The following is an 18,740-nucleotide window of genomic DNA, read 5'->3' on the forward strand; positions in this document are numbered from 1 at the left end:
CTCCATGACCGAAACCCCCAGTCCGCTGCGCATCGACAACGGTGTGCTCCACATCCTCGACCAGACCCGCCTGCCCTTCGCCGCACACGAACTGCGCATCGGCACCGCAGCGCAGGCCGCGCACGCCATCGCCTCGATGCAGGTGCGCGGCGCGCCGCTGATCGGTGCCATCGGCGCCTTCGGTCTGGCGCTGGCGCTGCGTGAGGCAGCCGACGACGACGCACTCGACGCCGCCCGACGCACGCTGGCCGCGACCCGACCGACCGCGGTGAACCTGGCCTGGGCGCTGGACCGGGTCGCGCGCGCGGTGCAGCCCCTCGCACCGTCGGCGCGTGCCGATGCCGCCTGGCGCGAGGCACTGGCGATCTGCGACGAGGACCGCGCGGCCAACCGCGCCATCGGCGAACACACGCTGGTGCTGATCCGCGCGCTGCCGGCACGCGGCCGCATCAACCTGATGACCCACTGCAACGCCGGCTGGCTGGCCACGACCGGCTGGGGCACCGCGCTGTCCGGCATCTACCTGGCCCAGCAGGCCGGACTGGACATCCACGTCTGGGTTTCGGAAACACGGCCGCGCAATCAGGGCCTGCTGACCGCCTGGGAACTGGCCTGCGCTGGCGTGCCGCACACCGTGATCGCCGACAACGCGGCCGGCCAGCTGATGCGCGAAGGCCGCGTCGACGCGGTGGTGATCGGCGCCGACCGCATCGCAGCGAATGGCGACACCGCGAACAAGGTGGGCAGCTATCTGAAGGCGCTGGCAGCACACGCGCACGCGCTGCCCTTCTGGGTTGCCGCGCCGTGGTCGACCATAGACCTCGCCTGCGCCGACGGCGACGCGATTCCGATCGAGGAGCGCAGCGGCGACGAGGTGCGCGTGGTACGCGGCGCCGAGGGCGGCGTCACGGTGCTCGACGCCAGCCGCGCCGTCGCCAATCCGGCCTTCGACGTGACCCCTGCGGCATTGCTCAGCGCCATCGTGACCGAGCGCGGTCCGATCGACTGCGCCGCGGGGCAGACACCGGCGCGGGCCAACATCTGACTTCATCCACAGAAGTTAATGTTGTTTCGAGAAGACTGGAACCCTTATCTGTAAAGGGTTTCCGGCCGACGATGTGGCGAAACCACTGACGGATCGTCAACGTTTAACGCAGACACGCTTGTAATCCGCGGCGCGTTGGGGATAATCGGCGGCACTCCACAATACAGGGGCACACCCTGATGACTGAGGTCAGCGGCGCCGACGTGCACTCTGCGGCTCGCCGGTTGGAAGCGTGCGGACTGAACCGCGGTGCGGCTGGCAATGTCAGCGCGCGCCGCGGCGCCGCATTCCTGATCACACCGAGCGGACTCGAACCGGATGCGTGCACGCCGGACGACATGGTTCTGGTCGACCTGGATGGCGGTTTCGCAGGCCGGCTCAAGCCGTCCTCGGAATGGCGCATCCATCGCGACATCTATCGGGCGCGACCCGAAGCCGGTGCAGTCGTGCATACGCACGCTCCCTTCGCAACCGCGCTGGCCTGCGTCGGTGCCGACATTCCACCCTTCCATTACATGATTGCGCGCTTCGGTGGCGCCACCGTGCGCTGCGCGCGCTACGCCACCTTCGGCGAACAGGCGCTGTCCGACGCGGTGATCGAAGCGCTGGACGGTCGCTGTGCCTGCCTGATGGCCAACCACGGCATGCTGGTGTTCGGCCACGATCTGGCGCAGGCGGTGGCGCTGGCGGTGGAGTTCGAAACCCTGTGCGAGCAGTACTGGCGGGCGCTGCAGATCGGCACGCCGCGGCTGATCGACGACGCCGAAATGGCGCGCGTGCTGGTCAAGTTCGGGAGCTACGGTCAGTGAGCCGGGCGCCCCGTCAAGGCCGGCCGGTTAAAGAAACCGTGCCCACAGTCGTGAACCGGAACTACTCCTTTCTATCGAGCCTCGCGGCCGACTGCCCTACGAGCTGAGCCGGTCATGCCCACCACTCTTCTGTCACACGGCACCACACCGCGCAATGAAGGCACGGAACGCCAGGTCGAGGCGGAACTGGTGGCGCTCGCCTATCGGCTGACGCCCTTCACGCTGCTGATGGCCATCGTGCTGGCCAGCCTGATCTGGGGCGTGCTGCACAACATCGTCGATCCGCGCGCGCTCAGCGTCTGGCTGGTGGCGATGGTGATCGTGAACGTCGGTCGCTACGGCCTCATCCTGGCCTGGCGCCATGTGTCGCCCGGCATCAATGAAACGCTGATCTGGAAGTGGCTGTTCATGCTCGGCGTGCTCGCCGCCGGCTCGGCCTGGGGATCGCTGGGCGTGTTCCTGATGCCGCCGCCCGGGCACCCCTACGAAATGGTGGTGCCGCTCTGTCTGGTGGCCGTTTCCGCCGTCGGGCTGTTCTCGCTGACCGGCATGTGGAAGGCCTATCTGTGCATGGCGCTGCCGACGCTGCTGCCGACCGCCTACTTCTATCTGCGCTCGCCCGAACCCGAACGCGAGGTGCTGGGCGGCTTCATCCTGCTGTTCCTGATGATCGCCGTGGTCAATGCCCGTCGCTTCCAGCGCAACACTGCCGAGTTCATCCGGCTGCGCCTGCACCACGCCAAGGTGGCGCAGGAAAACGAGGAAGCGAAGGAGAACGCGGAACAGGCCAACCAGGCGAAGAGCCAGTTCCTGGCGAACATGAGCCACGAAATCCGCACGCCGATGAATGGCGTGCTGGGCATGGCGCAGCTGCTGCTGCGCAGCGAACTGAATGGCGAGCAGCGGCGTTACCTCGAAACGCTGTACCGCTCGGGCGAGAACCTGCTCGATCTGCTGAACGACATCCTCGACCTGTCGAAGATCGAAGCCGGCCGCTTCGATCTCGTGCGCAGCGAATTCGACCCGCGGCGCACGCTGCGCGAGGTGACCGAATTGCTCGGCGCCCAGGCGCGCGAAAAGAACCTGACGCTGGCGCTCGACGTCGACGACGCGGTGCCTGGCCGCATCGAGGGCGACCCGGGTCGCCTGCGCCAGATCGCCGTCAACCTGATCGGCAACGCCATCAAGTTCACCGACCACGGCGGCGTGTTCATCACGCTGCGTGCGCACTCGATGGACGACGACCTGATGCTGCACGATCGCCCGACCAGCGGTTCGGTGCGCATGGTCATGTCGGTCCGCGATACCGGCATCGGCATCGCGCACGACGACCAGGCGCGCATCTTCGACGCCTTCGCCCAGGCCGACAACACCGCCTCGCGCCGCTTCGGCGGCACCGGTCTCGGTCTGGCGATTTCGCGTCAGCTGGCCGAAATGCTCGGCGGTTCGGTGACGCTGCGCAGCGCCCAGGGCATAGGCTCCACCTTTACGCTGTCGCTGCCGTGCAAGGTGGTATCGACCGGCATCGAGGAAGCGCAGAACAGCCTGTCGCTGCCCACCTTGCCGCGACTGTCCGGCAGCGTGCTGCTGGTCGAGGACAGCCCGGTCAATGCCGAAGTCGCGTCCCACATGCTGGAGGCCTTCGGCCTGCGCTGCACGCTGGCGCGCGACGGTCGCCAGGCGCTGCAGGAGCTTGAACACGCCCGCTTCGACCTCGTGCTGATGGACTGCCAGATGCCCGGCATGGACGGCTTCGAGGCCTGCGAACGCATCCGCGATCGCGAACGCCTGGTCGGCCTGCCGGCCACCCCGCTGATCGCGCTGACCGCCGGTGCCAACGACGGCGATCGCGAAAACTGCATCGCCGCCGGCATGGACGACTACCTGGCCAAGCCCTTCCGCGAGGACGACCTGTACGCCATCGTGCGCAAGTGGCTGCCGGACAACGCGGTGTCCGGCACGCAGTCGATCTCGATCGACGCGATCAACCAGCAGGACCGCGCGCGCTTCGCCGCGCTCTACGAGAAGGAATCGCAGCGCAACGTGCTGGCCATGCAGGAAGCACTGCGCGAGCGCGATGAGAACACGCTGCGCCGCGCCGCCCACACGCTGAAGTCGCTGGCCGTGCATGCGCAGGCTTTCGACCTGCACGACACGATGCGTCGCCTCGAAGCGGCTGCGCTGGAAAAGGACTGGGCGCTCGCCACCACGCTGGTACCGATCGCCAGCCGCATGCAGCTGGAGTCGGCGCGTCGCGTACTCGAATGCAGCCTGGACAGCGAAGGCGCGCAGGGCGCACTGCCCGACGCGCTGGACATCCTGATCGTCGACGACGACGAGGCGGAACGCTTCCTGATGCGTCGCTCGCTCGAAGGCGCCGGCTGCACGCACATCCGCGAGGCGGAGAGCGGCGAGCAGGCGCTGCTGATGGTGGGCCAGCAATGCCCGCACGTACTGCTGCTCGACGGCCTGATGCAGGGCATGGACGGCGTCGCCACCTGCAAGGCGCTGCGCGAACACTACAGCGCCGACAAGCTGGTCATCGTGATGCTGTCGGGCATCGAGGACCCGGCCTGGCAGCGCGCCGCGATGGACGCCGGCGCCAGCTGCTTCGTCGCCAAATCGGTGTCGCGCGACAAGCTGATGGATACGCTGACTGCGCGTCTGGCAGAACTCGACCGCCCGCTGCGCAGTCGACTGCGTGGCAAGCCGCGTCTCAGCGTGGCCTGATCGTCGCCCCGTCCTGCGCGGCGATCCACCGCGAAGGAGTCACCGATGCGCTCAACCCTCGTCGTTCTTGCACTGTGCGCCTGCAGCAGCGCCTACGCCATCGATCCCGCCGCCGTGCCGCCGGACAAGCGCACGGTGCTGGACCGCTATCTGACCTCGGCCGAGGCGCACCGCATGCTGAGCAACAACCCCGGCGGCACGCTCTTCCTCGACGTGCGCACGCAGGCCGAGGTGAGCTACGTCGGCGTACCGGCAGGCATGGACGCCAACGTGCCCTTCATGCTGGTCGATTTCGACCACTTCGACGCCAAGTCGCGCCGCTTCACGCTGCACAAGAACCCTGAATTCATCCGCTCGGTCGAGCAGCGCCTGCAGGCCAAGGGACTGGACCGCAACGCCGACATCGTGCTCATCTGCCGCTCGGGCGACCGCACCGCGCGCGCCGTCAATGCGCTGGCCGCGGCCGGTTTCACCCGGGTATGGACGGTGATCGACGGTTTCGAGGGCGACACCGCGGACAGCGGCGCCGAGCGGGGCAAGCGCACCGTCAATGGCTGGAAGAACGCGGGCCTGCCGTGGAGCTACGCGCTCGAGCCGGCGCAGGTCTGGCTGCCGGCTGGCGCGCGCTGATCAGCGTCCGGGCAGCATGCGCGACAGCAGCCCGTCGCGGTCGATGAAGTGGTGCTTCAGCGCGGCCACCACGTGGCCCGCCACCACCAGCATGAAGAACCAGTTCAGCAGCCGGTGCGTCAGCAGCAGCGCCTCGCCCAGCGCCTCGTCCTTGGCCAGCAGATCGGGCAGCGGCAGCACGCCGAACCAGACGGTCTGGAAGCCCTTGGCCGAACTCATCAGCCAGCCGGACAGCGGCACGATCACCATCAGCAGATAGAGCAGATGATGGCCCGCCTTGGCCGCCTTCACCTGCCACGCCGGCATGCCGGCCGGCAGTGCCGGCGGCCGGTGCGTGATGCGCCACGCAAGGCGCGCGAGCACCAGCAGGAACACGGTGACGCCGGCCCACTTGTGATACGAGTAGAACTTCAGCTTCTGCGGCGACAGCGGCAGTTCGACCATGTAGAGGCCGAAGCCGAACATGCCGAACAGCATCAGCGCGATCAGCCAGTGAAGCGACATCGCGGTGCGGGTGTAGCGCATCGTTGTTTTCCTGTGCGAGGGGTGAAGCAGGCTGGAGGCGCGTCGGCCTCCGCGAGGTTCGGCATTGTCGGTGCGTCGCAGTTCCGGCGGAAGCCCCGGCCGGTGCGGCCGGGAAAATTGCCCACACCCGCTGCAGCCGTTCAGAGACTGATCTGCGTGCCCAGCTCGACCACCTGATTGGGCGGCAGGTGGAAGTAGTTCGCCGGCCCTTCAGACTGCCGCATCATCCAGCCGAACAGCGCGCGCCGCCACGACTGCAGATCGTCACCCTGCCCTTCGACCACGGTCGCCCGGGCGACGAAATAGGTGGTGCTCATCGGCTCCAGTTCGAGGCCCAGATCGGCCAGCGCGGCAAGCGCCTGCGGTATGTCCGGTTCCTCCCGGAAGCCGTAGCGCGCCTCCACCGTGTAGTGCTCACCGCCGAGCTTGTGCACCTCGATGCGGTCGATGTCTGGCACGCGCGGCACGTCCTCGATCATCACGTGCAGGAAGAACACGCGTTCGTGCAGCACCTTGAAGTGCTTCAGGTTGTGGAACAGCGCGCTGGGCACGGTTTCGGTATCGGACGTCAGGTAGATCGCCGTGCCGGGCACTCGCGGTACGTCCAGCGGCGGTCCGCCGATGAAGTCGGCCATCGGAATGTTGATGCGCCGGCGTTCCCGGGTGATCAGCGCGGTGCCCTGCTTCCACGTCGTGAGCATCGTGAACAGCGCACCGCCGAGCAGCATGGGCAGCCAGCCGCCGGCCATGAACTTGGTCAGATTGGAGGCGAAGAACAGCATCTCGACCACCAGGAAGACACCGAGCACGGCGAGCAGCAGCGTCTTCAGGCGACGCTGCGACATGGTCGTGATGAACAGCATCAGCAGCGTCGTGATGATCATGTCGCCCGACACCGCGATGCCGTAGGCGGCGGCCAGCTCGCTCGAGGTGTCGAACTCGAGCACCAGCACGACCACGGCGACCAGCATCATCCAGTTCACCGCCGGTATATAGACCTGCCCGCGTTCGGTGTCCGAGGTGTGCAGCTGACGCAGGCGCGGCAGATAGCCCAGGCGCGTCGCCTGGGCGGTGATCGAGAAGGCGCCCGAGATGGTCGCCTGCGACGCGATCACGGTGGCCATCGTCGCCAGCGCGACCAGCGGCAGCCGCCAGTCCTCCGGAGCCAGCATGAAGAAGGGGTTGCTGACCGCTTCGGATGCGCGCAGCACCAGCGCGCCCTGACCGAAGTAGTTGATCAGCAGCGCCGGCGACACGATGAAATACCAGGCCAGCCGCACCGGGCGCCGGCCGAAATGCCCCATGTCGGCATACAGCGCCTCGCCACCGGTCAGCGCAAGGAAGACCGCACCGAGCAGCAGGAAGGCCTGCCCCGGCTTGTCGATCGCGAACGACACGGCGTAGGCCGGGTTCAGCGCGCGCAGCACCTCGGGCGTCTGCGCGATGCTCGATGCACCCAGCAACGCCAGCACGGCGAACCAGACGATGGTGACCGGCCCGAAGAAACGCCCCACGACAGCCGTGCCGGTGCGCTGCACACAGAACAGCAGGACCAGGATGACGATGGTGATCGGTTCGACCCAGTGCTCCAGGGTCGGCGTCACCACGGCGATGCCCTCGACCGCCGACAGCACCGAAATCGCCGGCGTGATCACCGCGTCGCCGTAGAACATTGCGGCAGCGAACACGCCAGCCGCGGTGACCGCGGCAACGCGGCGCCGTACGCCGGTGCGCGCCGAGCGCTGCGCCAGCGAAGCCAGCGCCAGTGCGCCGCCCTCACCCTCGTTGTCGAAGCGCAGCACGATGAACACGTACTTGAACGAAATGATCAGCGTGACCGCCCAGAACAGCGCCGACAGCGTGGCCAGCACATTGGCCTCCGACAGCGGCAGTCCGTGCGATCCGGCGAAGGCTTCCTTGAAGGCGTAGAGCGGGCTGGTACCGATGTCGCCGAACACGACGCCGAGTGCGGCAAGCATCAGCGGCGCGAGGGCTTTCGGCTCTTGAGTGGCCTGGGTCATCAGGGGAATCGGTTGGAAGACGTCGCCGATACTGCGCCGCACCATTTGCAAGATCAAGTCTTGACGGCGACGCAAGGTTGGAGTTTTGCAACAATCACACACCTCCGTTACTTCGATCACGCCATGCCGTCGCCCACCGACACCACCGACCTGTCCGCCCTGCGCGAGCTGATCCGCCATTTCGTCGATGAACGCGACTGGGCGCAGTTCCATACGCCGAAGAATCTGGCGATGGCGATGAGCATCGAAGCCGCCGAGGTGATGGAACACTTCCAGTGGCTGCCCACCGGCCACGAACTGGCCGACGACAAGCGCACCGCGGTCGGCCACGAACTGGCCGACGTGCTGGTCTATCTGGTGCGTCTGGCCGACGTGCTGGAGATCGATCTGCCGGCCGCGGTGGCCGACAAGATGGCGCTGAACCGCCAGAAGTACCCCGCCGACCGGGTACGCGGCGACGCGCGCAAGTACGACGAGTACCCCGATCGCGAATGAAGCGGGCAAGGCGTCCGAAGCGGTTTCCGGGATAATCCTGAAAACCTCGGTTGACCGCTTGCCATGAAGCCGAAAGCTCTGCCCTTCAAGGACATCGGTCGGTTTGTATCGCTCACTCTCCGGATGAGACCGCTTCGACGTCGCGTGCACGGCCGGCGGGGCGCCCGGCCGCGTTGCTCGTCCTTGCAGGGAGCCATCCTGCCGCGTCCTCGCGCCTTGCCGTGCATCCCGCCAACCGCGCCCACGACGCCGATCAACTGAGGTTTTCTGGATAATCGCGCCTCTGCCGTCACCGGTGGCGCCCGAACGTTCGGTCGCCCCACTGCTCTACCCGCACATGACTTCATCGCCCTCCCTGCTGTCCCGTCTTCCCCGCCCGCGCCCCGGCGGTCGCACCGACTGGCCGAAGCTGCCGGGCGGCGCCCAGGCGCTCGCGTTGTCCGAGCTCGCGCGCGAGCTGGGCGCCCCGCTGGTGGTCGTCGCCGCGCGCCCGATGGACGCCCAGCGCCTGCTCGACGAACTGCGCTGGTTCGCGCCGGCGCTGCGCTCATTCCAGCTGCCGGACTGGGAAACCCTGCCCTACGACCAGTTCTCGCCGCACGCCGATCTGGTGTCGGAGCGGCTGGAAACGCTGTACGCGCTGATGCGCGGCGAACTGGACGTGCTGGTGGTGCCGGCCTCGACCGCGCTGTACCGCCTGGCACCGCGCGAATACCTGGCCGCCCACACCTTCTTCGTCAAGCAGGGCTCGAAGCTGGACGTCGAAGGCCTGCGCCTGCAGCTCACCATCGCCGGCTACAGCGCGGTCACCCAGGTGGTCGCACCGGGCGAATACAGCGTGCGCGGCGGCCTGGTCGACCTCTACCCGACCGGTTCCGCCCTGCCCTATCGCATTGACCTGTTCGACGACGAGGTCGAAAGCATCCGCACCTTCGACGTCGACACCCAGCGCACCGTGTTCCCGACGCAGGAGATACGACTGCTGCCGGCGCGCGAATTCCCGATGGACGACAAGGCGCGCGCCGCCTTCAGGTCGCGTTTCCGCGAAACCTTCGAGGGCGATCCGTCGAAGTCGGTCATCTACAAGGACGTGTCCAACGGCGTGCCCAGCGCCGGCATCGAGTACTACATCCCGCTGTTCTTCGAGCGCACCGACACGCTGTTCGATTACCTGCCGGCCAACGCGGTGGTGGCGCTCGACTACGAAGTCAATGACGCCATCGCCGACTTCTGGCGCGACACGAAGAGCCGCTTCGACCTGATGAAGGGCGAGCGCGCGCGGCCGATACTGCCGCCGCCCGATCTGTTCCTGTCGGAAGAACAGTTCCACGTGTCGCTGGCCAACCGCCCCATCGTGCGCCTGGGCCGCGGCGACGAAGTGGCCGCGGTCACGCCGCTGCCCGACCTTGCTGTCGAGCGTAAGTCGGACGACCCGCTGTTCCGTCTGCGCGCGCTGGTCGCCGCGCAGCGCGTGCTGGTGGTGGCCGAGTCGGCTGGCCGGCGCGAGACGCTGACCGACTACTTCACCGAATACGGCCTGGCCAATGCCGCCTGCGACAGCTTCGACGCGGCGCTGGCGAGCGAGGCACGCCTGCTCATCGCCACCGGCCCGCTGGCGGAGGGCTTCGCGCTGACCTCGCCGCCGGTTGCGCTGGTCACCGAAAGCGAGCTCTACCCGACGCAGGCCCGCGCGCGCAGCAAGCGCGACGGCCGCAAGGTGACCGCCGAGAACTTCCTGCGCGACCTGACCGAACTGAAGGTGGGCGACCCGGTGGTTCACCTGCAGCACGGCATCGGCCGCTACATCGGCCTGATGCACATGGACCTCGGCGAAGGCGAAACCGAGTTCCTGCATCTTGAGTACGCCGACGGCGACAAGCTCTACGTGCCGGTGTCGCAGCTGCACCAGATCAGCCGCTACAGCGGTGCGCCCGGCGACCAGATCACGCTGCACAAGCTCGGCTCCGGCCAGTGGGAAAAGGCGAAGAAGAAGGCCGCCGCGCAGGTGCGCGACACCGCCGCCGAACTGCTGGCGCTTTACGCGCAGCGCTCGGCGCGCAAGGGCCACACCTTCGGCTTCAGGCAGCACGACATGGACGCCTTCGCCGAAGGTTTCGGCTTCGAGGAAACGCCGGATCAGCTCAATGCGATCAGCGCGGTAGTCGGCGACATGACCTCCGGCCGGCCGATGGACCGACTCGTTTGCGGCGACGTCGGCTTCGGCAAGACCGAAGTCGCGCTGCGCGCCGCCTTCGTCGCGGTGGCCGACGGCAAGCAGGTGGCCGTGCTGGCGCCGACCACGCTGCTGGCCGAACAGCACTACCAGACCTTCACCGACCGCTTCGCCCAGGTGGCGCACGAGTGGCCGGCGCGCATCGCCGAGATTTCGCGCTTCAAGAGCGCGAAGGAACAGACGCAGGCGCTGAAGGAGGCGGCCGAGGGCAAGATAGACGTGCTGATCGGCACCCACCGCCTGCTGCAGAAGGACGTCAAGTTCGCCCGCCTCGGCCTGGTCATCATCGACGAGGAACACCGCTTCGGCGTGCGCCAGAAAGAGGCGCTGAAGGCGCTGCGCGCCGAGGTAGACGTGCTCACGCTGACCGCCACGCCGATTCCGCGCACGCTGGCGATGTCGCTGGAAGGCATCCGCGACTTCTCGGTCATCGCCACCGCACCGCAGAAGCGGCTGGCGATCAAGACCTTCGTCAGCCCATGGTCACGCGGGCTGATCCGCGAAGCAGTGCTGCGCGAATTCAAGCGCGGCGGCCAGGTGTACTTCCTGCACAACGAGGTCGACACCATCGAGGAGATGAAGACCCGGCTGGCCGACCTGCTGCCGGAAGCGCGCATCGTGGTCGGCCACGGCCAGCTGCCGGAACGAGAGCTGGAGCGCGTGATGCGCGAGTTCACGCAGAGGAAGCACAACGTGCTGCTGTGTACCACCATCATCGAGACCGGCATCGACAACCCGAACGCCAACACCATCATCATCAACCGCGCCGACCGCTTCGGTCTGGCCCAGCTGCACCAGCTGCGCGGTCGCGTCGGCCGCAGCCACCACCAGGCCTACGCCTACCTGCTGACCGACGCGCACGCCAAGCCGACCGAACAGGGCCGCCGCCGGCTGGAGGCGATCCAGATGATGGAAGAGCTGGGCTCCGGCTTCTTCCTTGCGATGCACGACCTGGAAATCCGCGGCGCCGGCGAGGTGCTGGGTGATTCGCAGTCCGGCGAAATGCAGGAAGTCGGTTTCAACCTCTACACCGAAATGCTGAAGAGCGCGGTGAAGGCGCTGCAGAAGGGCGAGGAGGCCGACCTCACGCAGCCGCTGGACATCGTGTCGGAAATCAATCTGCACACGCCCGCGCTGCTGCCGACCAAGTACTGCCCGGACGTGCATGAGCGGCTCACGCTGTACAAGCGACTGGCCAACTGCGAAACCGAGGACGAACTGGGCGGCCTGCGCGAAGAACTGGTGGACCGCTTCGGCCCGATGCCCGACCAGACGCGCGCACTGCTGGAGACGCACCGCCTGCGCATCGCCGCGCGTCCGCTGGGCATCACCAAGATAGACGCGCACGAAACGCTGATCCTGATCACCTTCTGCCCCAACCCGCCGATCGAGCCGATACGCATCATCCAGCTGGTGCAGAAGGACCGGAACTTCAAGCTGGCCGGACAGGACAGACTGTCGTGGAAGCGATCCAGCCCGGACCTCGACAGCCGGGTCGGCGCCGTACGCGAACTGATGAAGAAGCTGAGCCGCTGATCGTCTCAGCCGGCGCGCCGCAATGTACCGGTGCGGCGACCGGCACAGCCCGGCCGCCCCCGCCCCGGCCTGCGCCGGTGCGGCTTATGCTGTAGCGCCCCGTTCTGGAGTGACAACGATGCGCATACTGATACTGGGTGCCGGTGGCATTGGCGGCTACTTCGGTGCCCGACTGCAGCAGGCCGGTGCCGACATCACCTTCCTCGTGCGGCCGGCGCGCGCCGAACATCTGCGCGAACACCGGCTGCGCGTGTGGAGCCCCTTCGGCGACCTGCAGCTGACGCCGGATCTTCTGACCGCCGTCGACTCCCCGTTCGACCTGGTGCTGCTGTCGTGCAAGGCCTACGACCTGACGTCCGCACTCGACGCCATCGCACCGGCGGTCGGGCCGCAGACCGTCGTGCTGCCGCTGCTCAACGGCATCGCCCACCTCGATCTTCTTGACGCGCGCTTTGGCCGCGAGCGGGTGGCGGGCGGCGTCGCCCACCTGGCACTGACGCTGGACGAGAGCGGCGGCATCCGTCATCTGAACGCCAGCCAGCGCCTCATCATCGGCGCCCGCCACGCGGCGCAGTCGGCAGCCATCGAGGCGCTGGGCGCCGTGCTTTCCGGCATCTCGCCCGACTACTCGGTGTCGGCCGACATCGAGCAGGACATGTGGGACAAGCTGGTATTCATCGCCACGCTGGCCGGCGCCACCTGCCTGATGCGCGCCTCGATCGGCGACATCCTCGACACGCGCGCCGGCCGCGCGCTGATCGAAGGCATGCTGGAGGAAGGTGCTGCAGTCGCCACCGCCTGCGGCCGCGCGCCGGCCGCGCAGCGCATGACCGGCTACCGCGCACAGCTGACCGAGGCCGGCTCGACCCTCACCGCCTCGATGCTGCGCGACGTGCTGCGCGGCGCACGCACCGAAGCCGATCACATTCTCGGCGACCTGTGCAGGCGTGCCGACGCACAGTCGGTGTCGGTGCCCAAGCTCGATCTGGCCTGCTCGCACCTGCAGGCTTACGAGGCGACGCGGGCACGGCTGTCGGAATCGTCCGGCTGATCGCCGGACGCCGCCTGCCTAAGATGCAGCCGGTCCGTCACCTTCTCTCCCTCTCCGATGCCCCAGTCCTCTCCTTCCGCCGACGCACCGCTGTTCATCGTGCTCAATGCCGGTTCCGGCAGCAGCGACGCCGAGCGCACGCGCGAAACCATCGAATCGGTGCTGTCCGGCGTCGGTCGCGCGCACCGCATCCTTTACGTCGAGGACGCGCGCCGGCTGCACACGGTCGCCTGGCAGGCGGTGCAGGAGGCGCGTATCCAGAAAGGCATCGTGGTCGCCGCCGGCGGCGACGGCACGATCAACGCGGTGGCGCAGGTGGTGGTCGGCAGCGGCGTTGCATTCGGCGTGCTGCCGCAGGGCACCTTCAATTACTTCTCGCGCGAGTACGGCATTCCGGCGGATACCGCGGAGGCGACGCGCATGCTGCTGACCGGTCGCATAAGACGCGTACAGGTCGGCTGGGTGAACGAGCACATCTTCCTGGTCAACGCCAGCCTCGGCCTCTATCCGGCGCTGCTGGAGAACCGCGAGGAATGGAAGCAGCAGTTCGGTCGCAGCCGCATCATCGCGCTGTGGGCGGGCCTGGCCACACTGCTGCGCGGACATCGCCGGATGACGCTGGAAATGGAACACGCCGGCCGGCTGCGCACGCTGCACACCTCGACGCTGTTCGTCGGCAACAACCGGCTGCAGCTCGAACGGATAGGCGTCGACGAAGCGACGGCGCTGGACGAAGGCCGGCTGGCCGCGCTGGCGCTGCGCCCGACCGGCCGGCTGGCCATGCTGTGGCTGCTGGCGCGCGGCGCCTTTGGCCGGCTGGGCGACGCCGACGAGGTGCAGAGCTTCAGCTTCGAAACGCTGCGCCTCAGCGTGTTGCGGCGCGGCCGGCGCGGCGGACGCATCAAGGTCGCCACCGACGGCGAGGTCGGCTGGATGCGCACACCGCTCGAGTTCCGCGTCATTCCCGATGCGCTGCCGCTGATCGTCCCGGCCGACGGTGCGGACGGATGAGCGCACTGCTGCTGCAGATATCGGACACCCATTTCGGCACCGAGCGTCCGCAGGTATGCGACGCGCTGCGCCGGCTTGCACACGCGCAGCGCCCACAGGTGCTGCTGCTGAGCGGCGACATCACGCAGCGCGCACGGCGCGCGCAGTTCGCCGCCGCGCGCGCTTTCGCCGACAGCCTGCAGATCGCGCAACGGATGGTGTTGCCGGGCAACCACGACATTCCGCTGTTCAACCTGCCGGCACGCCTGTTCGCCCCCTATCTCGACTACCGCCGCGCCTTCGGGCGGGCGCACGACGCCGTGCTCGACGCCGACGGCCTGCGCCTGGTCGGTCTCGACAGCACCCGGCGGCTGCGTCATGTCGACGGCCAGCTGTCGGCGGCACAGATCGAGCGCGCAGCCGGCTGGCTGGAACAGGCACCGGCGGGCGTGCTGCGCGTGGTCGCGCTGCACCACCCGGTGGCGGTCACCCGCGCCAGCGAGCGGCACAACCGTGTGCACGGTCATGCCGAAGCGCTGCGGCGCTGGCTGGAGGCCGGGGTGGATCTGGTGCTGGGCGGACACATCCACCTGCCCTTCGTGCGCCCGCTCGACGGCAGCGGACGCGCCGGCTGGGCGGTGCAGGCAGGCACCGCGGTATCGAGCCGCACGCGCCGCGACGCCGGCAATTCGGTCAATCTGATCCGTCGCCGCACGCACGCGGGGCGCCCGATCTGTACGGTCGAACGCTGGGACTACCGCAGCACCGCCGGCGAGTTCGAAATGGCAGCGCTCAGTGCGCTGCCGCTCGGCAACTGACGCTCGCACACCCATGCACGCCTCTCTGAGCACGCCTGCACTGCTGGCCGAAGCGGTCGCCGCCAACCTGCTGCCGCTCTATTTCGCGCTGCTCGCCGGCGCACTGGCACTCGCCGCCTCGACGCTGCTGTCCTGGCGCCGGCTGCGCCCGGGCGGCGCGGCATCGGCAGCGCGCATCGCCAGCGCCGGGGCGCTGGGCGTCGGCATCGCGAGCAGCGCCTTTGCCCTGATTGCGGCAGCCATGAGCAGCGGTCACGCGCTGACCGAATTCGACGATGCGCTGGTCACCGCGCTGAGCGCCACGCAGCCGGCGGACACGCTGCGCGTGTTCGCGCGCCTGACCCATTTCGGCGACACGGCGACGCTCACCGCGCTCGGCATCGGCGGCACGCTGCTGCTGGCCTGGCGGCGACACCTCGTGCTGGCTGCCACCTGGGCAGCGGCCATCGCCGGCAACTCGCTGCTCAACGTGTCGCTGAAGGCGCTGTTCGAGCGTGTGCGGCCGGTGCACGACCACGGCTTCACGATCGAAACCAGCTGGAGTTTTCCGAGCGGCCATGCATCCGGCACGGTGGCCGCCTGGGGCATCGCCGCCTACGTGTTGCTGCGGCTGCTGCCGTCGCGCTGGCACCTGCCGGTGGTACTCGCGGCGGTGGCCATCGCCCTCACCACGGCGGTGAGCCGGGTCGTGCTGCAGGTGCATTTCGCCAGCGACGTGCTGGCCGGCATGGCGTCCGGCGCGGCCTGGCTGACGCTGTGCATCACGCTGTCCGAGTTGCTGCGCCGACGCGTGCCGTGAAAAGATGCTCCCGCCCTGCTGCCCCGGAGACCCCGCATGATCGACACTTCCCGCTTCGACGCCGCCTGGTGGGGCGGTTTCATCGGCGACGCGCTGGCGATGCCGGTGCACTGGTACTACACGCGCAACCGCATCGCCGAGGACTACGGCGACATCACCACCTATCTGCCGCCGCACAACCCGCACCCGGACAGCTTCCTGTGGCGCAGCGAGTACACCTGCACCGGCAGCACCGACGACATCCTGCACGAGCAGGCTCGCTGGTGGAGCGGCCCGCGCGACATCCACTACCACCAGTTCCTGCACGCCGGCGAGAACACGCTGAACGTGCGCCTCGCCATATTGCTGGCCGAGTCACTGCTGGCCTGCGGGCGCTATGACCGCGACGACTACGCGCACCGCTACACCGATTTCATGCTGACACCGGGCATGCACGGCGACACCTATGTCGAGGAATGCCACCGCGCCTTCTTCCGCAACTACGGCAAGGGGTTGGAGATCGACGACTGCGGCAGCGTGGACATCCACATCGGCGGGCTGGCCACGCTGGCGCCGCTCATCCTGTTCCACGCCGACGACCGCGATGCGCTGCGCGATGCGGTAATCCAGCATGTCGACCTGACGCACAAGGGCGAGGAGATGGCCGCTGCGGCGGCGCTGTATGCCGACCTCGCCTTCCATCTGCTGCACGGCGCGACGATCGACGACGCGCTGTCGCGCGCCGAACCCGCCGGCCACCCGGCGCTCGCGTTCCCTTACCGCGACTGGGCGGCGACGCGCGCGGACGACGACGTGATCGGGCGGCAGTTCAGCCCGGCCTGCTATCTGAAGGACGCGCTGCCGGCGACGCTGCATCTGGCGGTGAAGTACGGCGGCACGCCGCGCGACGGACTGCTCGCCAACGTGCGGATGGGTGGCGACAACTGCCATCGCGGGGTCGTGCTCGGCACGCTGCTCGGTGCAGCGAACGGCATGCCTGCGCTGCCGGCGGAATGGGTAAGCGGCCTTTACGCCGCCGCTGACTGCCGGCGGCTGCTGGAGGCGTTGCGCGCCCGTGTGAGCTGAGCTTCAGGCCAGGACGGCGCGATTGCGTCCGGCTTCCTTGGCTGCGTAGAGACGCTCGTCAGCGGTGCGGAACACGTGCATCAGTTCGTCGTCGGCAGCATCGATGAAGGCGCCGCCGACCGACGTCGTCACCACGCCCCAGTCGGCGTTGCGCTCGTGCGGAATGGCCAGTCCGCGCACTTCGGCGATCACCGTTTCGGCGATGCGCTCATACACCGGCTTGCTGGCCACCGGCATCAGCACCGCAAATTCCTCGCCGCCGTAGCGGGCGGCGAAAGCGCCCTCGGTAAGGCGTTCAGCGTTGAAGCGCTCGACCACGCCCGACAGTGCCTGCGCGACCGCGCGCAGGCAGTCGTCGCCGGCCAGATGGCCGTAGTGGTCGTTGTATTTCTTGAAGTGGTCGATGTCGAGCATCAGCAGCGCGAAGGGGCGTCCACTCTCGCGTGCCTCGCTCCACGCCAGATCCAGCGTCAGGTCCATGTGCCGTCGGTTGCTCAGACCGGTCAGTCCGTCGCGGCTGGCCTGTTCCTTCAGCAGCCGGTTGGCGACCGACAGGCGCTTCCTCAGCGCGGCGATGCGGGTCATCGCCTTCATCTTCGCCTGCAGCACCGCTTCCGGCACCGACTTGACGATGAAGTCGTCGCCGCCGGCCTCGATCGCGGTGATCAGGTTTTCCTGCGTGTCGGACGCGGTGAGGAAGAGGATGGGCGTCCACGCCCAGTCCTGCGTCGCTTCGATCGCACGGATGCGCGCAGTCGCCTCGAAGCCGTTCATCACCGGCATCTCGATATCCATCAGGATGAGGTCGGGCGCGAGCTGCGCGAACTGCGCCACCGCGGCCTCGCCGTGCTCGGCCACCGTCACCTCGTAGCCGAACGACGCGAGCCGCACCGACATGACAGCCGCCATGGCGCGACTGTCCTCAACCAGCAATATCTTCATGTGTTCCCCGGAGAAGCCGATTTCTTTTTCTCGTTGTGAACACTATTTCGGCTACGCCGCCCGGCGCTTTAGGAGGAAAAATTACCCTCGCCGCCCCCGGCCAGCGCCTGCGTCAGCGCCGGTACCGCCTCGAAGATGTCCGCCACCAGCCCATAGTCGGCGATGCCGAAGATGGGCGCGTCGGCGTCCCGGTTGATGGCGACGATGACGCGTGAATCCTTCATGCCCGCCACGTGCTGGATGGCGCCGGAAATGCCCACCGCGATGTACAGCTCGGGCGCGACCACGCGGCCGGTCTGGCCGACCTGGCTGTCGTTACCGACGAAGCCGGCGTCGACCGCGGCGCGGCTGGCGCCGAGGGCGGCGTTCAAGGTATCGGCCAGCGGTTCGAGCAGACGGCGGAAGTTGTCGGCGCTGCCCAATGCACGACCGCCTGACACCACGACGCGCGCGCTGCCCAGATCCGGGCGCCCGCCCTGCACCCGCTGGCGCGCCACCAGGCGCGAGCGGGCCGGATCGGCGGCGGCCGGCAGCGGCAGCACGGGGCAGTCGCCGCCGGTTGGCGCCGCGGCAAAGGCGGTCGCGCGCACGGTGAGCACCTTCAGCGCATCGAGCGACTGCACGGTGACGAGCACGTTGCCTGCGTAGATCGGGCGTACGAAGGTATCGGGCGATTCGATGCGCACGACGTCGGTGACCGGCGCCACACCCAGCCGCGCAGCCACCCGCGGCAGCAGGTTGCGGGCAAAGCCGCCGGCCGCGGCGACCACGTGCGTGTAGTGACCTGCCGCATCGGCGAGCACCGAGCGCAGCAGTTCGGCCAGCGGCTCGGCCAGCTGATCGGCGTAGTGCGTGGCTTCGGCGTGCAGTACGCGGGCGACGCCGGCGATCCGGCGCGCCGGTCCGGCCACGGCGGCGCAGTCATGACCGGCCACCAGCAGATCGATCTCGCCACCGAACTGCAGCGCCGCCGTCACTGCATGCAGCGTGACCGGGTGCAGCTCGGCGTTGTCGTGCTCGGCAATCACCAGGGTTCTCATCGCGTCTCTCC

General features: G+C 68.2%; 15 protein-coding genes. 11 read left to right on the forward strand and 4 right to left on the reverse strand.

Going from position 1 to position 18,740, the window contains the following annotated elements; translation table 11 throughout:
• Nucleotides 1-4: 4 nt before the first annotated feature.
• The 4 genes from mtnA (at nucleotide 5) to METRZ18153_RS0112360 (ending at nucleotide 5,214) form a co-directional block, all read left to right on the forward strand.
• Nucleotides 5-1,045, forward strand: a complete 1,041-nt coding sequence (mtnA, locus tag METRZ18153_RS0112345; RefSeq protein WP_020165017.1) for an S-methyl-5-thioribose-1-phosphate isomerase — start codon at nucleotides 5-7, stop codon at nucleotides 1,043-1,045.
• A 179-nt stretch (nucleotides 1,046-1,224) separates the two neighbouring features.
• A complete protein-coding gene (locus METRZ18153_RS0112350; protein WP_029143732.1) occupies nucleotides 1,225-1,854 on the forward strand; it encodes a class II aldolase/adducin family protein in 630 nt (209 codons plus the stop codon).
• Between the two features lie 114 nt (nucleotides 1,855-1,968).
• Nucleotides 1,969-4,584, forward strand: coding sequence for a response regulator (locus METRZ18153_RS0112355; RefSeq protein ID WP_029143733.1), 2,616 nt, complete (start codon nucleotides 1,969-1,971; stop codon nucleotides 4,582-4,584).
• A 45-nt stretch (nucleotides 4,585-4,629) separates the two neighbouring features.
• On the forward strand, nucleotides 4,630-5,214 hold the full coding sequence (locus tag METRZ18153_RS0112360; RefSeq protein WP_020165019.1) for a rhodanese-like domain-containing protein: 585 nt from the start codon (nucleotides 4,630-4,632) through the stop codon (nucleotides 5,212-5,214).
• Here METRZ18153_RS0112360 and METRZ18153_RS0112365 read toward each other — a convergent pair whose 3' ends face one another.
• Nucleotides 5,215-5,739 (reverse strand): cytochrome b, encoded by a 525-nt coding sequence (locus METRZ18153_RS0112365; RefSeq protein WP_020165020.1) that lies wholly within the window; start codon nucleotides 5,737-5,739, stop codon nucleotides 5,215-5,217. It lies immediately after the preceding gene.
• Between the two features lie 140 nt (nucleotides 5,740-5,879).
• Entirely contained in the window at nucleotides 5,880-7,760 is a 1,881-nt protein-coding gene (locus METRZ18153_RS0112370; protein ID WP_029143734.1) for a potassium transporter Kup, read from the reverse strand.
• A gap of 123 nt (nucleotides 7,761-7,883) precedes the next feature.
• On the opposite strand from METRZ18153_RS0112370, the gene METRZ18153_RS0112375 reads away from it, so the two are divergent.
• The 7 genes from METRZ18153_RS0112375 (at nucleotide 7,884) to METRZ18153_RS0112405 (ending at nucleotide 16,747) form a co-directional block, all read left to right on the forward strand.
• Complete coding sequence (locus METRZ18153_RS0112375; protein ID WP_020165022.1) at nucleotides 7,884-8,255, forward strand: nucleotide pyrophosphohydrolase; 372 nt, start codon at nucleotides 7,884-7,886, stop codon at nucleotides 8,253-8,255.
• A 337-nt stretch (nucleotides 8,256-8,592) separates the two neighbouring features.
• Entirely contained in the window at nucleotides 8,593-12,024 is a 3,432-nt protein-coding gene (mfd, locus tag METRZ18153_RS0112380; RefSeq protein ID WP_029143735.1) for a transcription-repair coupling factor, read from the forward strand.
• 118 nt (nucleotides 12,025-12,142) lie between these two features.
• Entirely contained in the window at nucleotides 12,143-13,075 is a 933-nt protein-coding gene (locus METRZ18153_RS0112385) for a ketopantoate reductase family protein (protein ID WP_020165024.1), read from the forward strand.
• 57 nt (nucleotides 13,076-13,132) lie between these two features.
• A complete protein-coding gene (locus tag METRZ18153_RS0112390; protein ID WP_020165025.1) occupies nucleotides 13,133-14,086 on the forward strand; it encodes a diacylglycerol/lipid kinase family protein in 954 nt (317 codons plus the stop codon).
• A complete protein-coding gene (locus METRZ18153_RS0112395; protein ID WP_020165026.1) occupies nucleotides 14,083-14,883 on the forward strand; it encodes a metallophosphoesterase family protein in 801 nt (266 codons plus the stop codon). Before METRZ18153_RS0112390 ends, METRZ18153_RS0112395 begins: the two co-directional genes overlap by 4 nt.
• Before the next feature lie 13 nt (nucleotides 14,884-14,896).
• Nucleotides 14,897-15,682, forward strand: a complete 786-nt coding sequence (locus tag METRZ18153_RS0112400; protein WP_020165027.1) for a phosphatase PAP2 family protein — start codon at nucleotides 14,897-14,899, stop codon at nucleotides 15,680-15,682.
• Between the two features lie 36 nt (nucleotides 15,683-15,718).
• Entirely contained in the window at nucleotides 15,719-16,747 is a 1,029-nt protein-coding gene (locus METRZ18153_RS0112405) for an ADP-ribosylglycohydrolase family protein (protein ID WP_020165028.1), read from the forward strand.
• A gap of 3 nt (nucleotides 16,748-16,750) precedes the next feature.
• Here the strand turns inward: METRZ18153_RS0112405 and METRZ18153_RS0112410 are convergent, their stop codons facing one another.
• Together METRZ18153_RS0112410 and METRZ18153_RS0112415 are read right to left on the reverse strand one after the other, a co-directional pair.
• Nucleotides 16,751-17,689, reverse strand: a complete 939-nt coding sequence (locus METRZ18153_RS0112410) for a GGDEF domain-containing response regulator (protein ID WP_020165029.1) — start codon at nucleotides 17,687-17,689, stop codon at nucleotides 16,751-16,753.
• A 68-nt stretch (nucleotides 17,690-17,757) separates the two neighbouring features.
• Nucleotides 17,758-18,729, reverse strand: coding sequence for an electron transfer flavoprotein subunit alpha/FixB family protein (locus METRZ18153_RS0112415; protein WP_020165030.1), 972 nt, complete (start codon nucleotides 18,727-18,729; stop codon nucleotides 17,758-17,760).
• Nucleotides 18,730-18,740 lie beyond the last annotated feature (11 nt).

Source organism: Methyloversatilis discipulorum (assembly GCF_000385375.1).
GTDB lineage: Bacteria > Pseudomonadota > Gammaproteobacteria > Burkholderiales > Rhodocyclaceae > Methyloversatilis > Methyloversatilis discipulorum_A.